Source organism: Streptomyces sp. NBC_01689 (genome assembly GCF_036250675.1).
In the GTDB taxonomy this organism is placed as follows: domain Bacteria; phylum Actinomycetota; class Actinomycetes; order Streptomycetales; family Streptomycetaceae; genus Streptomyces.
Genome location: NZ_CP109592.1, coordinates 1,670,966 through 1,685,626, shown reverse-complemented (window position 1 = coordinate 1,685,626; position 14,661 = coordinate 1,670,966). Strand labels below are relative to the sequence as shown.

Here is a 14,661-nt window from a genome sequence, read left to right as displayed (position 1 = left end):
CATGTGCGCACAGTTCGGTCCCGAGTCGGCTCGCGTCGTCGCGTCGTCGGGCTGTCGGGCTGTCGGGCTGTCGGGCTGTCGGGCCGTCACGTCGCGGGGCGCCCCGTACGTGATCGGCCGTTCAGCCCACGGCGGTTCGGCCCGCGGCGGCCTTCCCAATGTACGACGCGGCGAAGGCGGCCGCCGCCGCGGGGGAGTCCAGCACGCGCCGCAGCCGGGCGCGCGCGGCACCCGCACGGAAGGGGTCACCCGAGGACGGCCCGTGCAGCAACTCGGCCAGCCATACGGAGAATTCCTGGTACTCCCAGACCCGCCGCAGACAGGCGTCCGAGTAGTCCCGCAGCCCGCCGCCGTCCCCCGTACCGAAGTACCCGACCAGGGCGTCCGCCAGAAGCAGGGCGTCGTGCAGGGCGAGGTTCATGCCCTTCGCGGCGATCGGTGCCACGAGGTGGGCGGCGTCGCCCGCCAGGAACAGCCGCCCGTAGGCCATCGGTTCCACGACATAGCTGTGCATGTCGAGGACGCGCTTCTCGATCAGCGGCCCCTCGGTCAGCGCGGGCGCCCCGGCCACCGCCAGCCGGGCGTGCAGCTCCGACCACACCCGGTCGTGCGACCAGCGTTCGGGATCCTCGCCGGGCGCCACCTCCAGGTAGTAACGGGTGACTTCCGGGCCGCGGGCCATGTGGGCGGCGAAACCCCGGGGGTGGACCCCGAAGACGACACAGTCGCTGGACGGCGGCGCCTCGGCCAGCAGCGCCAGCCATCCGACGCCGTAGTCGTGACGCGCCACGGTGCCCCGCCCGGGCACCGCGTGGGGCCGGGTCACCCCGCGAGCACCGTCGCAGCCGGCCACGAACTCGCAGTCGAGGCGGCGCCGTTCGCCCGTGGCGGGATCCGTGTACAGCACCGAGGGCCGGTCGTCGTCGAGGCCGTGCAGAGCCACGTCCCGTACCCCGAACCGGATGTCGCCGCCCTTCACGTCGGCGTACGCACGCACCAGATCGGTCACCAGCAGCGGCTGGGGATAGACGAAGTGCCGCTCGCCGGTCAGCTCGGTGTACCGGAAGCGGTGGCGTTCGCCGTCGATGCGGAACTCGCACGCGGTGTGCGCCTGCGCCCGCTCCACCAGCCGGCCGGCGAGCCCCCGCTCGCGCAGCGCCCGCACCGCCCACTCCTCGATGAACCCCGCGCGTGGCCGCTGTTCGACGAACTCCCTGCTCTCGGTCTCCAGAACCACGCAGTCGACGCCCGCCGTGTGCAGGATGTTCGCGACGGTGAGCCCGGCGGGCCCCGCGCCGATGACGACGACGGGGACGCGACGCGTCGGCTCCGCGGTGGGGGAGGGCTTGATCATCCGTGCATTATGTCGGTGGCCCGACAACCCCTGGCGGGTCTGCACAACCCCCTGACACTTCCTTCGCCGACGTGCCGCGAGCAGCCCCGACGCTGCTCGGCCGCGCGCCATGAAGTCCCGACTCCCGTGCTCCACCGTGTACACGGTGAACCTCGGCTCCGCCCGCCGGACACCGGCCCGTTCTGCAGCCGCGCGGGTCCTGCCCGCACGTCATGGACAGGTGACGGCGGGCCGGGGAAGGATGGTGGATGCACCGAGTGTCACCCGTGATCCGCCACCACCCGTCGCCGCCGGCCACGGTCCGTCGCCACCCGTCACGCCACCACTGTTCCCGTCCAACGGCGTTGGCCCCGTCCACCACCACTGGCCCCGTCCGTCACCACTGGCGCCGTCCGTCACCACTGGTCGTCGTCCCCCGTTCGTTGTCGTCCTCGGCAGTCCCTGTCGTTCCCCCGAACCGCCCCGGAGGCCCGCGTATGAGTGCCCGTCCCCTGCCCGTCAGCAGCCCCGCAGCCCAGGGCGTCGACTCCGCCGGCATCCTCGCGTTCCTGGACGCCGTCGAGGCCGCGCCGGACATCGAACCGCACAGTCTGATGATCCTGCGCCACGGTCATGTGGTGGCCTCCGGCTGGTGGGCGCCGTACACGCCCGACCGCGTCCACCTGCTGTACTCGCTCAGCAAGAGCTTCACGTCCACGGCCGCCGGGTTCGCCGTCGCGGAGGGGCTGGTGCGTCTCGACGACCCCGTGATCTCGTACTTCCCCGAGTTCGAGGCCGAGATCACCGACCCGCGCAGCCGCGCCATGCTCGTCCGGCACGTGGCGTCCATGGCGAGCGGTCACCTCGGTGACACCTTGGAGGAGGCCGCCCGCCTCGACCGGAAGGAGTTCGTACGGGGTTTCCTGCTCGTGCCGCCGGACCGGGAGCCGGGCACCGTCTTCGCCTACAACCAGCCCGCGACGTACACCCTCGCCTCGATCGTCCAGCGGGTGACAGGACAGTCGCTCACCGAGTACCTGCGGCCCCGGCTGCTGGACCCGCTGGGCATCGGGGAGACCGCCTGGCTGCAGCGTCCGCCGGGCCGTGACCTGGGGTTCAGCGGTCTGCACGCGGCGACGGACGCGATCGCCCGGCTCGGCCAGTTCTACCTCCAGGACGGCGTCTGGAACGGCGAACGCCTGCTGCCCTCCTCCTGGATCGCGGAGGCGACGCGCGAGCAGATCCCTACCGTGGACGCATCGGCCGGGGACTCGGGGTCCGACTGGGAGCGGGGGTACGGGTTCCAGTTCTGGATGGGACGGCACGGCTACCGCGGCGACGGCGCCTTCGGGCAGTTCTGCGTGGTGCTTCCCGAACACGACGTGGTGATCGCGACGACGGCGGCGACGGTGCAGATGCAGGACCTGCTGGGCCTGATGTGGCGGCACCTGCTCCCGGCGATCGGACCCGAGCCGCTCGCGGGCACCGCGGACGAGGGGCTGCTGCGGCGGCTGGCGGCGCTGACCCTGCCACCGGTCGTGGCGAGCGCGGGACCGCCGGCGCTGGACGCCGGTCCGTCGGCCGGGGAGCCCGCACCGCCGGGCGGGGAGGCCGACCGGTCCGACCGCGGCGCCGGTTCGTCGGCCTCCGCCGACGCCTGGGCGGGTGCGGTGTTCGTGCCGCGGGACGGCGTCTGCGCGGAACAGCGGACCCTGACGCGTGTCGAGGTGGCGGCCCCGGCGGACGGTGACGGGCGGCCGGACGGCGACGGCTGGACGGTGTCGCTCGCCGAGGCCGACGAGCGCTACGAGCTGCGGCTGTCCGCGACGGGGTGGACGGTCGCGGAGGGCCCGCTCCCCATGGCGGTCAGCGGAGGATGGGCGGACCGGGACACCCTCCGCTTCGACGTGTTGTTCCTGGAGACCCCGCATCGGATGACCGTGAGCTGTGTGCTGCCGGACGGCACGTTCGACGTGCGCTGGCACACGACTCCGATGCACCGGGGGCCCCTGCGCTCGCTGGCCGCGCCCGGACGGTGACGGGTGCCGCAGTGGCCCGGGGGGCCGGTGGACTCGCCGCCCCCCTGGAGCTGCTGTAGCGTGAAATGACCCGCCGCCGTGCCCGTCAGCGGGCCCGTCGAGGCGCGGGGGCGAACCCCCGCCCGGCCGCTGACCGGACGCACATCACAGAGGCGATGCCCGTCGGCCGGTCCGTGTGCGACACGCGTCGGGTTCGCGGGACCGAAGCGGCCACCTGCGGGACGAGAGCCTCGAGAACGGTCCGACTCTCCAAGGCAGGTGCGCAGATGACTACCTATCGAGTCGCTCAGGTGGACACCGCCGGTGGTTCGTTCGAGATCGCCGAGCGCGAGACGACTCCGCCGGGCCCCGGGCACGTGCGGGTCTCCGTCGACGCGTGCGGGGTGTGCCACAGCGACTCCGCCTTCGTGAACGCGGCGGTTCCCGGCGTGACGTTCCCGGTGGTCCCGGGGCACGAGATCGCCGGGCGCGTGGCGGTGCTCGGCGAGGGTACGGAGGGCCGCGGCTGGGAGGTCGGCGACCGGGTGGCGGTCGGCTGGTTCGGCGGCGCCTGCGGCTACTGCACGCCGTGCCGGGAGGGCGACTTCATCGTCTGCGAGAACCTGAAGGTTCCCGGTTGGGCGTACGAGGGGGGATACGCGGAGTCGGTCGTCGTCCCCGTGGACACCCTGGCCCGCGTCCCCGACGCGCTGGCGGCGACGGACGCCGCGCCGCTGGCCTGCGCGGGAGTGACCGTGTTCAACGGGCTGCGGCGCAGCTCGGCCCGGCCGGGCGACCTGGTGGCCGTCCTCGGGGTCGGCGGGCTCGGTCATCTCGCGGTGCAGTACGCGGTCGCGATGGGCTGCGAGACGGTCGCCATCGCCCGCGGCGCGGGCAAAGCAGACTTCGCCAAACGGCTCGGCGCCCATCACTATGTCGACAGCACCGCCGACACGCCGGTCAGCGAGGCGCTGCGGTCGCTCGGCGGCGCCCAGGTCGTCCTCGCCACCGCCGCGAACTCCGAGGCGATCACCGCGACCGTGGACGGACTGCGCCACCGCGGCGAACTGGTCGTCATCGGCCTGGACGGCACACCGCTGGGGATCAGCCCGACCCAGCTGATCACGAGCGCGAAGATCGTCCGCGGCCACCCGAGCGGCACGTCCCAGGACACGCAGGACACCATGGCGTTCAGCGCCCTGCACGGCATCCGCCCGATGACGGAGGTCGTACCGCTGGACCAGACGGAAGACGCCTACCGCAAGATGCTCGCCGGCTCGGCCCGGTTCCGGATGGTGCTCAGCAACGGGTGAGCGGGTGGGCAACGGGTGGAGGGGTGCGGGTGGTTGGTCGGGGGTCGTGGGCTACGGGTGTTCTCCGCCGCGACGAACCCGACGGACAACACGCCGGACAACACCGGACGCCCGAGCCGCAGGCCCCGTACGCCCGAACGCGCCACGCCGGCCGGTCCCGGTCGGCGTGGCACGGCGGCCTCAGCGGAGCGTCTCCGCCCAGTTGGCCGGGACGCGGCCCGCGGGGCCCGGCGTGGGCTGGTCCAGGGGGTGGGACTCCGGGGGGAGGAGTTCGGGGCCCGACTCGTACATCTCCGACGTCTCGAAGTTCCAGAACCACGTCTCGCCGGGCTCGTAGCTGCGGATGACGGGATGGCCGGTGCTCTGGGCGTGGGCGGTGGCGTGCTTGGACGGGGAGTCGTCGCAGCAGCCGATGTGACCGCACTGGGCGCACCGGCGCAGGTGGAACCACCAGCCGTCGACGGCGTCGCAGTCACCGCAGCCCGCGCCGCTGGGCGGGACGGTCGGGTCGATTCCGGCGGGCAGCGTCATGACGCCTCCTCGGGTGTCTCGGTGTCCGCCGCGGTCAGCGGCAGTCGGACCTGGAAACGGGTGTCACCCGGGACGGACTGCACCTGCAGGCTCCCGTGGTGCTTGTTGACGACGATCCGCCAGGAGATGTCCAGCCCGAGACCGGTGCCCTCACCCACCGGCTTTGTGGTGAAGAACGGATCGAAGATGCGGTCGCGGATCTCGGCCGGCACCCCGGGCCCGGTGTCCCGGAACTCGACGAGCAACTGGTCGTGGTCGTGCGCGGTGCGCACCGTCAGCGTGCCCTCGCCGTCCATCGCCGAGGCGGCGTTGTCGATGAGGTTCGTCCACACCTGGTTCAACTCGCCCGGATAGGCGGGGATCCGCGGCGCCGAGAGGTCGTACTCCTTGGTCACCTTGATGCCGGAGCCCATCTTCCCGGCGAGCATCATCAGGGTGCTGTCGAGGAGTTCGTGCACGTCGACGACCTGGTAGGGCGCGCGGTCGAGCTGCGAGTACTGCTTGGCCGCGTTCACCAGGTGCGAGATACGGGTCGTGGAGTCCTCGATCTCGTTCATGAGGAGCTCGGTCTCCACCGTGTAGTTCAGCCACCGCACGGCGCCTTCGAGGGTCTCGTCGTCCACGGCGGCCGCGACCTGGTCCAGCCAGTCCGTGTCGAGCCCCGCCTGCACGAACGTCGGCGCGAGCTGCCAGCCACCGGCGATGTCGTGGTCCTCCAGCCAGTCACCGAGCGCGTCCTCCCGGTCGGACGCCTCCAGCGGGCTCAACGGCGTGGCCTTGGCGACCCGTTCGGCGGTGCGCTCCTGGATCTCGATGAGGGTCTCCAGGGTGTCGCGGGCGTACGGGCCCGCGGCGATGGCGCCGAGCTTGTGCCGCATGTGGGCCACCCGGTCGCGCAGGGTGGAGGTGGCCCGTACCGCCGCCGCGGCCGGGTTGTTCAGCTCGTGCGTCAGACCGGCCGACAGCGAGCCGAGCGCGAGCAGCCGCTCGCGCTGGCCGATGGTCCGCTGGGTGTTCTGACTGCCGAAGAACAGCCCCTCCAGCAGATGGACGGCCATCGGGAACCAGTCCCGCAGGACCGCCGCGAAGACCTCGGCGGGCAGGACGAAGAAGCGGGAGGGCTCGGTGACCCTCATCGACCCCTTGTAGAACGACTGGTCCGGACCGTTGAGATAGGCCTGCATGGCGCCCGCGTACACCCCGCGCTGGGAGCTGCGGCTGATCTCCACGTCGTCGCCGGCGACCCGGCGCGACATCACGACGGTGCCCTGGAGCAGCACGAAGAAGCAGGTGGCCGCGTCACCCTCGGTGTAGACCGGACCGGGGTCGAACAGCTCCACCCTGCCCTCCTGGCAGAGCCGCTCCAACTGGTCCTGGTCCAGCTTCTCGAAGAGGAACAGCGAGCCGAGCTCGCTCTTGTCGCACGGCAGCGGCCGCCCGCTCACGACTGCTCCAGATAACGGTGGACGAGCATGACGGCCATGGCTCCCTCTCCGACCGCGGAAGCGACCCGCTTCGCGGACTCGGCACGCGCGTCCCCGGCCACGAACACGCCGGGCACATTGGTCTCCAGGTGGTACGGCGGGCGGTCCAGCTCCCAGCCCTCGGGCGGCTGCCCGTCGACGGTCATGTCGGGTCCCGCCATGATGAATCCGCGTGTGTCCCTCTGCACCGTACCCTCCAGCCAGTCCGTGAGGGGGGCCGCGCCGATGAACACGAACATCCACTGGGCGTCGACGAGTTCGGTGTGCCCGCTCGCCACGTCCCGCAGGGTGAGCTGCTCCAGGTGGTCCGAGCCGTGCGCGGCCTCGACGACCGTGCCGGTGCGCACCGAGATGTTGGGGGCCTCCTCGATCTGCTGCACCAGGTAGTGCGACATCGAGGCGGTCAGCGAGGGTCCCCGGACGAGGAGGGTGACCGACTTGGCGCCACGTGACAGATACATGGCGGCCTGTCCGGCCGAGTTCGCGCCGCCCACGATGTACACGTCGTGGCCCTGGCAGGACGCCGCCTCGGTCAGCGCCGAGCCGTAGAAGACACCGCAGCCCGTCAGGTCGGCCAGACCGGGCGCCTCCAGCTGCCGGTACGAGACACCGGTCGCGAGGATCACCGCGTGCGTGGCGATCGCCGATCCGTCGGAGAACCGGATGATGCGCGAGGCGCCGGTGACCTCCAGCCCCGTCACCTCCCGCGCGGTCAGGATCTCCGCGCCGAACTTCGCCGCCTGCCGGCGGGCCCGCCCGGTCAGCTGGGAGCCGGAGACCCCGTCGGGGAAGCCGAGGTAGTTCTCGATGCGGGAGCTCTGGCCGGCCTGCCCGCCGGTCGCCGACCGTTCCACGAGCACGGTCCGCAGCCCCTCGGACGCGCCGTACACGGCGGCCCCGAGGCCGGCCGGGCCACCGCCGATGACGACCAGGTCGTAGAACTCCTCCGTCGGGGTCGTGGCCAGACCGACCCGGGCCGCGAGGTCCGGGTCGTCCGGCTCGACGAGCGGGGTGCCGTCCGGCGTGATCACCAGGGGCAGCCGGTCGCCGTCCTGGCCGGCCGCGGACAGCAGCCGCTGTCCCTCCGGCGTGTCCGACGAGTACCAGCGGTACGGCACCTGGTTGCGGGCCAGGAACTCCCGTACGTCCGAGGAGCGCGCCGACCACCGGTGCCCGACCACCTTGCAGGTCGGCACGGGCCGGAAGTCGCTGGCCCGCCAGGCGTCCAGCAGATCGTCCAGCACCGGGTAGAGCTTCTCCTCCGGCGGGTCCCACGGCTTGAGGAGATAGTGGTCGAGATCGATCACGTTGATCGCGTCGATCGCCGCGTTCGTGTCCGCGTAGGCGGTCAGCAGCACCCGGCGGGCGCCGGGATACACGTCGAGCGCCTGTTCCAGGAACTCGATGCCGTTCATCTGCGGCATCCGGTAGTCGGCGAGGATCACCGCCACCTGGTCGCCGCGCAGCTTCAGCTCCCGCAGTGCCTCCAGGGCGGTGTCCCCGGACTCCGCGCGCACGATGCGGTGCGACTCGCCGTAGCGGCGCCTGAGGTCACGCGCCACGGCGCGCGACACCCCGGGATCGTCATCCACGGTCAGAATGACGGTCCGCGCTGTACCGGCGGCCTGTGCCATACGTCTCCCACCCCGAGCAGGTCGATGTCGTCCCGGCCGTGCCCGCACCGTGCGGCGCCGAACGGCCGGTCCTCGCTCAATCGTATGTATGAACGGTCACCTTCGCTCTGCAACCGCCTCACGCGGGCTCCGCGGGGCCCTCCGGCGGTGGCAGCAGGGACTCCCGTACCTTGGGGAGGACGGTGGTGACGTAGTCCCGGACGGCCGTGTCCAGCCCGATGTCGTGCTGAGCGCGCTCGGACAGGTACCACCGGTGTTCGAGCAGCTCGTGGTAGATCTCCGCGGGGTCCATGGAGCCGCGCAGCTCCGGCGGCACGGCGCGGACGGTCGGCCGGAAGACGTCGCGCACCCACCGGTGGGCGAGGACCTCGGGGCGCGCGGCCCGCGGATACGCGTCGTCCGCCGGGGGCGACGAGCTCGCGGAGGCACCGCCGGGGGCGTAGTCGTCCTGGGTGGCCATCCAGCTCTCCAGGTCGTTCAGCAGCCGGCGGGCCTGGTTCTCCTCCGTGTCGAGCCCGGTCAGTCGCAGCAGCTGGCGCTGGTGGTGGCCCGCGTCGACGACCTTGGGGACGAAGGTGACCGTGTCCCCGTTCGAGGAGTGCGCGATCTGCATCTCGGCGACGTCGAACCCGAGGTCGTTGAGGCGCCGGATGCGGCGGTCGATGTAGTGGTGCTTGCCCGCCGGATAGACGGAGGTGCGGGTCAGCTCCTCCCACAGACTCCGGTAGCGGGCGCAGATCTCCGCGCCGAACTCGATCGGGTCGACGGAGGGGTGCAGCGCCCCGGCCGCCTCCAGGTCCAGCAGCTCGCCGCTGATGTTGACGCGGGCGAGGTCGAGGTCGTACTCCCGCTGCCCGTCGCTCAGCCGGGGCTGCAGCTCCCCGGTCTCGGCGTCCACCAGATAGGCCGCGTACGCTCCGGCGTCGCGGCGGAAGAGCGTGTTGGAGAGCGAGCAGTCGCCCCAGGCGAAGCCGGCGAGATGCAGCCGGACCAGGAGCACCGCCAGCGCGTCCATCAGCCGGTGCATGGTGGCCGGCCGCATGGTCGTCTCGAACATCGACCGGTAGGGCATCGAGCCGCCCAGATGGCGGGTGATGAGGACGGACTCCAGGGGTCCGCCGTCGGCGTCGGTGCGCCCGGTGACCACGGCGAGCGGGTCCACCGCCGGGATGGAGAGCCGGTCCAGGCCGCGCAGCATCTCGTACTCGCGCAGGGCGGGCCGTTCGGCGAGCTCCTTGACCGCCACCACTTCACTCCCGGCGCGCGCGTAGCGCACCACGTGCCGTGAGATGCCGCGCGGCAGCGGGACCAGGTGATGCTCGGGCCACTCCTCCAGCGGCAGGTGCCAGGGCAGGTCGAGCAGGAGCGTGGGGTGCTCCGGGTTGGTGGCGCTGATCTGCAAGGCCATCGGCGGGCTGCCCTCACCTCGGGGTCGGACGGGTACCTGCCCCCAGCATCTACGAATGATCGTCGAGGTGGAAGACGCGCCTGGCGTTGCCGGAGAGGAACAGCTCGGTGGTCTCCTCGTCGAGGCCCAGCTCGGGGAGGTGCTCCAGCGCCCGACTCGGCGTGATCATGGGGTAGTTGCTGCCGAAGAGGATCTTCCGCCGCCCCCGGCCGCGGAGATGAGCGACCAGTTCGGGCGGGTAGCGGCTGACGGTGTAGGCGCTCGTGTCGATGTACACGTTGGCGTGCTTGTCGGCGACCGCGATCATCTCGGTGGTCCACGGATGGCCGATGTGCCCGCAGACGACGATGAGTTCGGGGAAGTCCAGCGCGACCTGGTGGATGTACGGGATGGGCCGGCCGGTCTCCGAGGGGCGCAGCGGCCCGGTGGGGCGAACATCTCGTGGTTGGCGTGGCGCACGGTGGGGTGCTGCATCCACGCGTCGACGACCGGCATGATCCCTTGCCCTCCGGAGTCCGAGGCGGAGCGACTGCTCGCCCCGACCCCAGGCGGCGGCCCCGCCGCGCGGCCACCCCCATATGACCGACTCCCCGCGCACGTCCGTACGGCCACCCCGATACGGCCACCCCGACAGGGCCACCGTGGTGCGACCACCCCGTCACGGCTGCTCCGACAGGGCGTCGACCAGGGTCCCGAGCGCGCTCGCCAGACGCGCGAGCCCCGGACCGGCCGGGCCGCCGGGCTCGCTCATGTACGTGTCCCGCCTGATCTCCACCATCAGGGAGGTGACCCGTGGATCCTCGCCGTGGAAGCGCAGCGGCACATAGGCGCCGGAGAACGGGCTGTCGATCCCCACGGTCCCGACGCCCTCGAACGCCTTCCTCGCCCGGTCCACCAGTGCGGCGGGGGTGTGGAAGGCGTCGGTGCCCAGACAGACCGCCGGACGTGGGCCCTCGCCGTGCAGCTCGTACGGCAGCCGGGCCGTCGGATACGAGTGGACGTCGATCACCACGGCCCGCCCGGTGGCGGCCAGCCGGTCGGCCACGGCGGCGGTCATCGCCCGCGCGTACGGGCGGAAGAAGTGTTCGATCAGCGGTTCCGGGTCGGTGTCGGCCGGACGCAGCACGGCGCCGTGGGTCGTGCGCGTGTAGACCGCGCCCATGCCGACGGCGCGCATCTCCTCCCGCTCGTCCGGAAACCGCTCGGGATCGACCACGAGACGGGAGAGGCGGTTCACGCATCGCCACGGAGCGACGCGGGCCGCGCGTGACGCCCGTTCCGCGAGTTCGGCGGTGTGCGCGTCCGTGATGTGGTCCAACTCGGCTTCCAGGGCCCGGTCGTCGAGAGCGATCCCGGCGCGCACGGACGCCGGGACGTGCCGCGAGGAGTGCGGGACGTGCAGGACGACGGGGGAGGTGTCGGCGCCGGGCAGCAGCGCGAAGGAGGCGGGGTTCTCGGTCACCCCTGATTCCTACCGCAGACCGGAGGGAGCCCGTGAGCCCCAGGAGCGGGGGGGCCCATGGGTGGGCGGACCGGAGAGGGCCCGTGCGCGTCGCTTCCTAGCGCAGGCCCCCGCCTCCGTGCCGCGCGTAGTGCTCGATCAGGGCCGCCCGGGTCGTTTCCAGCCGGTGGGCGAGGATCGCCGCGATCGTCCGGGTCAGCGACAGCTCCAGCGCCGGATCCTTCGCGCAGAGCCCGAGCACCTCGCCGGCGTCGAACTCGTAGGCGCGTACCGGGCTGAACGCCTCGGCGCCGAAGTCCCAGTGGTGCGGTGGGAACAGCCAGGACCAGCCCAGCAGATCCCCCGGCCCCAGCGTGGCCACGGAGATGCGCCGTTCCCCGACGACCTGTTGGTACAGCGAAACGGTGCCCGAGCGGACCACCCAGAAGCGGTCCGCGGTTCCCCCCGCCTCGAAGATCTTTCCGTCCGCGGGGAAGGAGACCTCCCGTGCCACGGTCATCAGCCGGTCGCGGTGTTCGGCGGAGAGGGCGGGCAGCAGCCGCAGGGCAGTGGGCATCGCGGACCTCCATCGCACCGCCGCGGGACCACGCGGGCTCGGCGGCGCTGTCGTGCCGGTGGAATACCGTCACCCTCCATTGGAGCCGGATCCGCCCGATTCGTCTCGTCGGGGGACCCCGCTGTCCTCCGGGCCGCGCCGGAACCTTCGGACCACGGGCCGCATCCCACCCCGTCCGGCCGCTGCGCCGAGCTCAGGGCAGGGGCAGCTCCGCCCAGATCACCTTGCCGGCGAGCGTATAGCGCGTACCCCAGCGTTCCGCCAGCTGAGCCACCAGGAACAGGCCGCGGCCGCCCTCGTCGGTGCCGGCCGCGTAGCGCAACCGCGGCGAGGTGCTGCTCCCGTCGAAGACCTCGCAGATCAGACTGTGGTCGCGCAGCACACGGACCTGGATGGGGCCGGTGCCGTAGCGGAGCGCGTTGGTGACCAGCTCGCTGAGGATCAGCTCGGCGCTGAACACCAGTTCGTCCAGTCCCCACGCGGCGAGCTGACGGGTGACCGCGGCGCGCACCTCGCCGACGGCCACCGGATCGGACGGAATGTCCCATTCCGCGATGTGGTCGGCGTCGAGCACCCGCGTGTCGGCGACGATCAGGGCGATGTCGTCGCCGGGCCGGGCGGGCAGCAGGGCGTCGAGGACGGCCCGGCAGGTGTCGTCCGGGGAACGGCGGCCGGTCCCGGCGAGCGTGCTGCGCAGCAGTTCCAGGCCGACGTCGATGTCCCGGTCCCGTTCCTCGACCAGCCCGTCCGTGTACAGCACCAGGCGGCTGCCCTCCTCCAGCTTCAGTTCGGCCGTGTCGAACGGCAGGCCGCCCAGTCCCAGCGGGGGACCGGCCGGCACGTCGGGGAACTCGACGCTGCCGTCGGGCCGCACCAGCGCGGGCGGCGGGTGCCCCGCCCGGGCGACGGTGCAGAGCCGGGACGCCGGGTCGTAGATGGCGTACAGGCAGGTGGCGCCCGTGATCGCGGCGCTGCTCTCCTCCGTCGCCTCGTCCAGGTCGATGCGGGCGACCAGCTCGTCGAGGAGCCCGAGGATCTCGTCGGGCGGCAGGTCCAGGGAGGAGAAGTTGTGCACCGCGGTACGCAGCCGCCCCATCGTGGCCGCCGCGTGCAGCCCGTGGCCCACGACGTCACCCACGACGACTGCGACCCGCGCGCCGGACAGCGGCAGGACGTCGAACCAGTCGCCGCCCACCCCGGCCTGCGCCGGGAGATAGCGGTAGGCGATGTCCAGGGCGTTCTGCGCGGGCAGGCTGCGCGGCAGCAGGCTGCGCTGGAGGGTCACGGCCATGTTGTGCTCGCGGGTGTAGCGGCGCGCGTTGTCGATGGAGACGGCGGCCCGCGCGACCAGCTCCTCGGCGAGGGCGAGCTCCTCGTCGTCGAACGGCTCCGGCTTCTCGGAGCGCCAGAAGTTGACCACGCCCATCGCGAGCGGGCCCACCCGCAGCGGCACCGTGATCAGCGAGTGGATGCCGTACTCCACGACCTGGCCGGTGCGCCGGAGGTCCTGGGCGAGCCAGCCCGGGGCCTCGTCCAGCTCGGGCTCGACGATGGCCTCACCGGTACGGAGGCTGCGGGCCTGCGGCGTCGTGGCGAGGAACCGGATGTGCTCGCCCACCGGGTAGAGCGGGGCGTTGTCGCGGATGCCGCTGAACGCCGTACGGCGCACGTCGGTGCCCGCCTCGGGATCGTCGCCGTTCAGCACCGAGTCGGCCAGGTCCACCGTCACGAAGTCCGCGAACCGCGGCACGGCCACCTCGGCCAGCGCCTCGGCGGTGCGGGTCACGTCCAGGCTCGTGCCGATGCCCACCCCGATGTCGTACAGGAGCTTCAGCCGCTCCCGCGCCACCTCGGCCCTGCCGGACAGCGCGCGCAGCTCGGTCGAGTCGCGCAGGGTCGCGACGCTGCCGGGCGGGCCGCCCTGGAGGTCCGTGGGCCGCTGGTTGACGGCCAGCAGCCGGTCACCGACCAGGTGCACCTCGTCGGTGACGACGCGGCCCGAGCAGAGCAGCGCGGCGGTGTCCGGGTCCAGCCCCAGTTCGAGGACGTGCCGTCCCTCCGCGTCCGGCGGCAGGTCCAGCAGCCGCTGCGCCTCGTCGTTGGCGAGCAGCAGCCGCCCCTCCCCGCCGGCGATGATCACCCCCTCCCGGACGGCGTGCAGCACCGCGTCGTGGTGCTCGTACATCCGGGTCATCTCGTACGGACCGAGGCCACGGGTCTGGCGCAGCAGCCGTCTGCTCACCAGGGCCGTCCCCGCCGTGGCCAGGGCGAGGGCCGCGGCCGCGGCGGCCAGGACGAGGGGCAGCTGCCGGTTGGCGACACCGCCCACGTTCGCGGTGGTGATGCCCGCCGACACCAGTCCCACGACCTTGTCGCCGGGTTCCTTGACGGGGACCACGGCCTGCACGAGCTGCCCTATGGTGCCGTGGACCTCCTCGACGCTGGTGCGGCCCTCCTGGGCGGCGGCGATGTTCCCGACGAACTTCTTGCCGATCCGGTCCGGCTTGGGGTGCGTGTAGCGGATGCCGTCGGTGTTCATCACGACGATGAAGTCGACGCCGGACGCCTTGCGGGCGGCCTCGGCCCGCGGCTGCAGGGCCGCCGTGGGGTCGGAGCTGTGCAGCGCCTCACGGGTGCCGGGCGAGTTGGCGAAGGTCTCGGCGACGGCCAGGGAACGATTGCGGGCCTCCTGCGTGCTGTCGTGCCGTACCTGCAGCACCAGCGCCACCACCGCGGAGACGACCAGCACCAGCACGATCACCACTTGCAGGACGAACACCTGGCCCGCGACGCTGCGTCCGCCCAGCGCCGACCTCAGGATCGCCGCGCGCCCGGCCCGCTCGCGCGGCCCTCCCGGGCGAGCGGTCGACCGAGTCCGGGAGCGACCCAAAAGTCGGACCATGTGCCCATGTCTACACTGCC

General features: G+C 72.4%; 11 protein-coding genes. 2 read left to right on the top strand and 9 right to left on the bottom strand.

Going from position 1 to position 14,661, the window contains the following annotated elements; genetic code table 11:
- Positions 1-121: 121 nt before the first annotated feature.
- On the bottom strand, positions 122-1,354 hold the full coding sequence (locus OG776_RS07205) for a 4-hydroxybenzoate 3-monooxygenase (RefSeq protein ID WP_329319620.1): 1,233 nt from the start codon (positions 1,352-1,354) through the stop codon (positions 122-124).
- Positions 1,355-1,830: 476 nt separating this feature from the next.
- On the opposite strand from OG776_RS07205, the gene OG776_RS07200 reads away from it, so the two are divergent.
- Positions 1,831-3,372 carry a serine hydrolase domain-containing protein gene (locus OG776_RS07200; protein WP_329319618.1) on the top strand — a complete coding sequence of 514 codons (1,542 nt, stop codon included), beginning with the start codon at positions 1,831-1,833 and terminating at the stop codon, positions 3,370-3,372.
- Positions 3,373-3,638: 266 nt separating this feature from the next.
- A complete protein-coding gene (locus OG776_RS07195; RefSeq protein ID WP_148008422.1) occupies positions 3,639-4,664 on the top strand; it encodes an alcohol dehydrogenase in 1,026 nt (341 codons plus the stop codon).
- A 180-nt stretch (positions 4,665-4,844) separates the two neighbouring features.
- Here OG776_RS07195 and OG776_RS07190 read toward each other — a convergent pair whose 3' ends face one another.
- The 8 genes from OG776_RS07190 to OG776_RS07155 all read right to left on the bottom strand — a co-directional run bounded on the left by OG776_RS07190 (position 4,845) and on the right by OG776_RS07155 (position 14,641).
- Positions 4,845-5,195 (bottom strand): UBP-type zinc finger domain-containing protein, encoded by a 351-nt coding sequence (locus OG776_RS07190; protein WP_329319615.1) that lies wholly within the window; start codon positions 5,193-5,195, stop codon positions 4,845-4,847.
- On the bottom strand, positions 5,192-6,640 hold the full coding sequence (locus OG776_RS07185) for an ATP-binding protein (RefSeq protein WP_148008423.1): 1,449 nt from the start codon (positions 6,638-6,640) through the stop codon (positions 5,192-5,194). The genes OG776_RS07190 and OG776_RS07185 overlap by 4 nt, the downstream gene beginning before the upstream one ends.
- Positions 6,637-8,313, bottom strand: a complete 1,677-nt coding sequence (locus OG776_RS07180) for an FAD-dependent oxidoreductase (RefSeq protein WP_148008424.1) — start codon at positions 8,311-8,313, stop codon at positions 6,637-6,639. Before OG776_RS07180 ends, OG776_RS07185 begins: the two co-directional genes overlap by 4 nt.
- A 118-nt stretch (positions 8,314-8,431) precedes the next feature.
- Positions 8,432-9,721 (bottom strand): DUF4032 domain-containing protein, encoded by a 1,290-nt coding sequence (locus OG776_RS07175; protein ID WP_148008425.1) that lies wholly within the window; start codon positions 9,719-9,721, stop codon positions 8,432-8,434.
- 49 nt (positions 9,722-9,770) lie between these two features.
- Positions 9,771-10,199: an amidohydrolase family protein gene (locus OG776_RS07170; protein ID WP_261994463.1), complete on the bottom strand. Its 429-nt coding sequence runs from the start codon at positions 10,197-10,199 to the stop codon at positions 9,771-9,773.
- Between the two features lie 180 nt (positions 10,200-10,379).
- Entirely contained in the window at positions 10,380-11,183 is an 804-nt protein-coding gene (locus OG776_RS07165; protein ID WP_329319609.1) for an N-formylglutamate amidohydrolase, read from the bottom strand.
- 97 nt (positions 11,184-11,280) lie between these two features.
- Complete coding sequence (locus OG776_RS07160; protein ID WP_148008427.1) at positions 11,281-11,739, bottom strand: Crp/Fnr family transcriptional regulator; 459 nt, start codon at positions 11,737-11,739, stop codon at positions 11,281-11,283.
- Positions 11,740-11,932: 193 nt separating this feature from the next.
- Positions 11,933-14,641 carry a SpoIIE family protein phosphatase gene (locus tag OG776_RS07155; protein ID WP_329319607.1) on the bottom strand — a complete coding sequence of 903 codons (2,709 nt, stop codon included), beginning with the start codon at positions 14,639-14,641 and terminating at the stop codon, positions 11,933-11,935.
- Positions 14,642-14,661: the final 20 nt, after the last annotated feature.

Bases quoted from the DNA above. Each gene is read 5' to 3' on its own strand.
- OG776_RS07205 (WP_329319620.1), bottom strand. From the start codon at position 1,354: ATGATCAAGCCCTCCCCCACCGCGGAGCCGACGCGTCGCGTCCCCGTC.
- OG776_RS07200 (WP_329319618.1), top strand. From the start codon at position 1,831: ATGAGTGCCCGTCCCCTGCCCGTCAGCAGCCCCGCAGCCCAGGGCGTC.
- OG776_RS07195 (WP_148008422.1), top strand. From the start codon at position 3,639: ATGACTACCTATCGAGTCGCTCAGGTGGACACCGCCGGTGGTTCGTTC.
- OG776_RS07190 (WP_329319615.1), bottom strand. From the start codon at position 5,195: ATGACGCTGCCCGCCGGAATCGACCCGACCGTCCCGCCCAGCGGCGCG.
- OG776_RS07180 (WP_148008424.1), bottom strand. From the start codon at position 8,313: ATGGCACAGGCCGCCGGTACAGCGCGGACCGTCATTCTGACCGTGGAT.
- OG776_RS07175 (WP_148008425.1), bottom strand. From the start codon at position 9,721: ATGGCCTTGCAGATCAGCGCCACCAACCCGGAGCACCCCACGCTCCTG.
- OG776_RS07160 (WP_148008427.1), bottom strand. From the start codon at position 11,739: ATGCCCACTGCCCTGCGGCTGCTGCCCGCCCTCTCCGCCGAACACCGC.
- OG776_RS07155 (WP_329319607.1), bottom strand. From the start codon at position 14,641: ATGGTCCGACTTTTGGGTCGCTCCCGGACTCGGTCGACCGCTCGCCCG.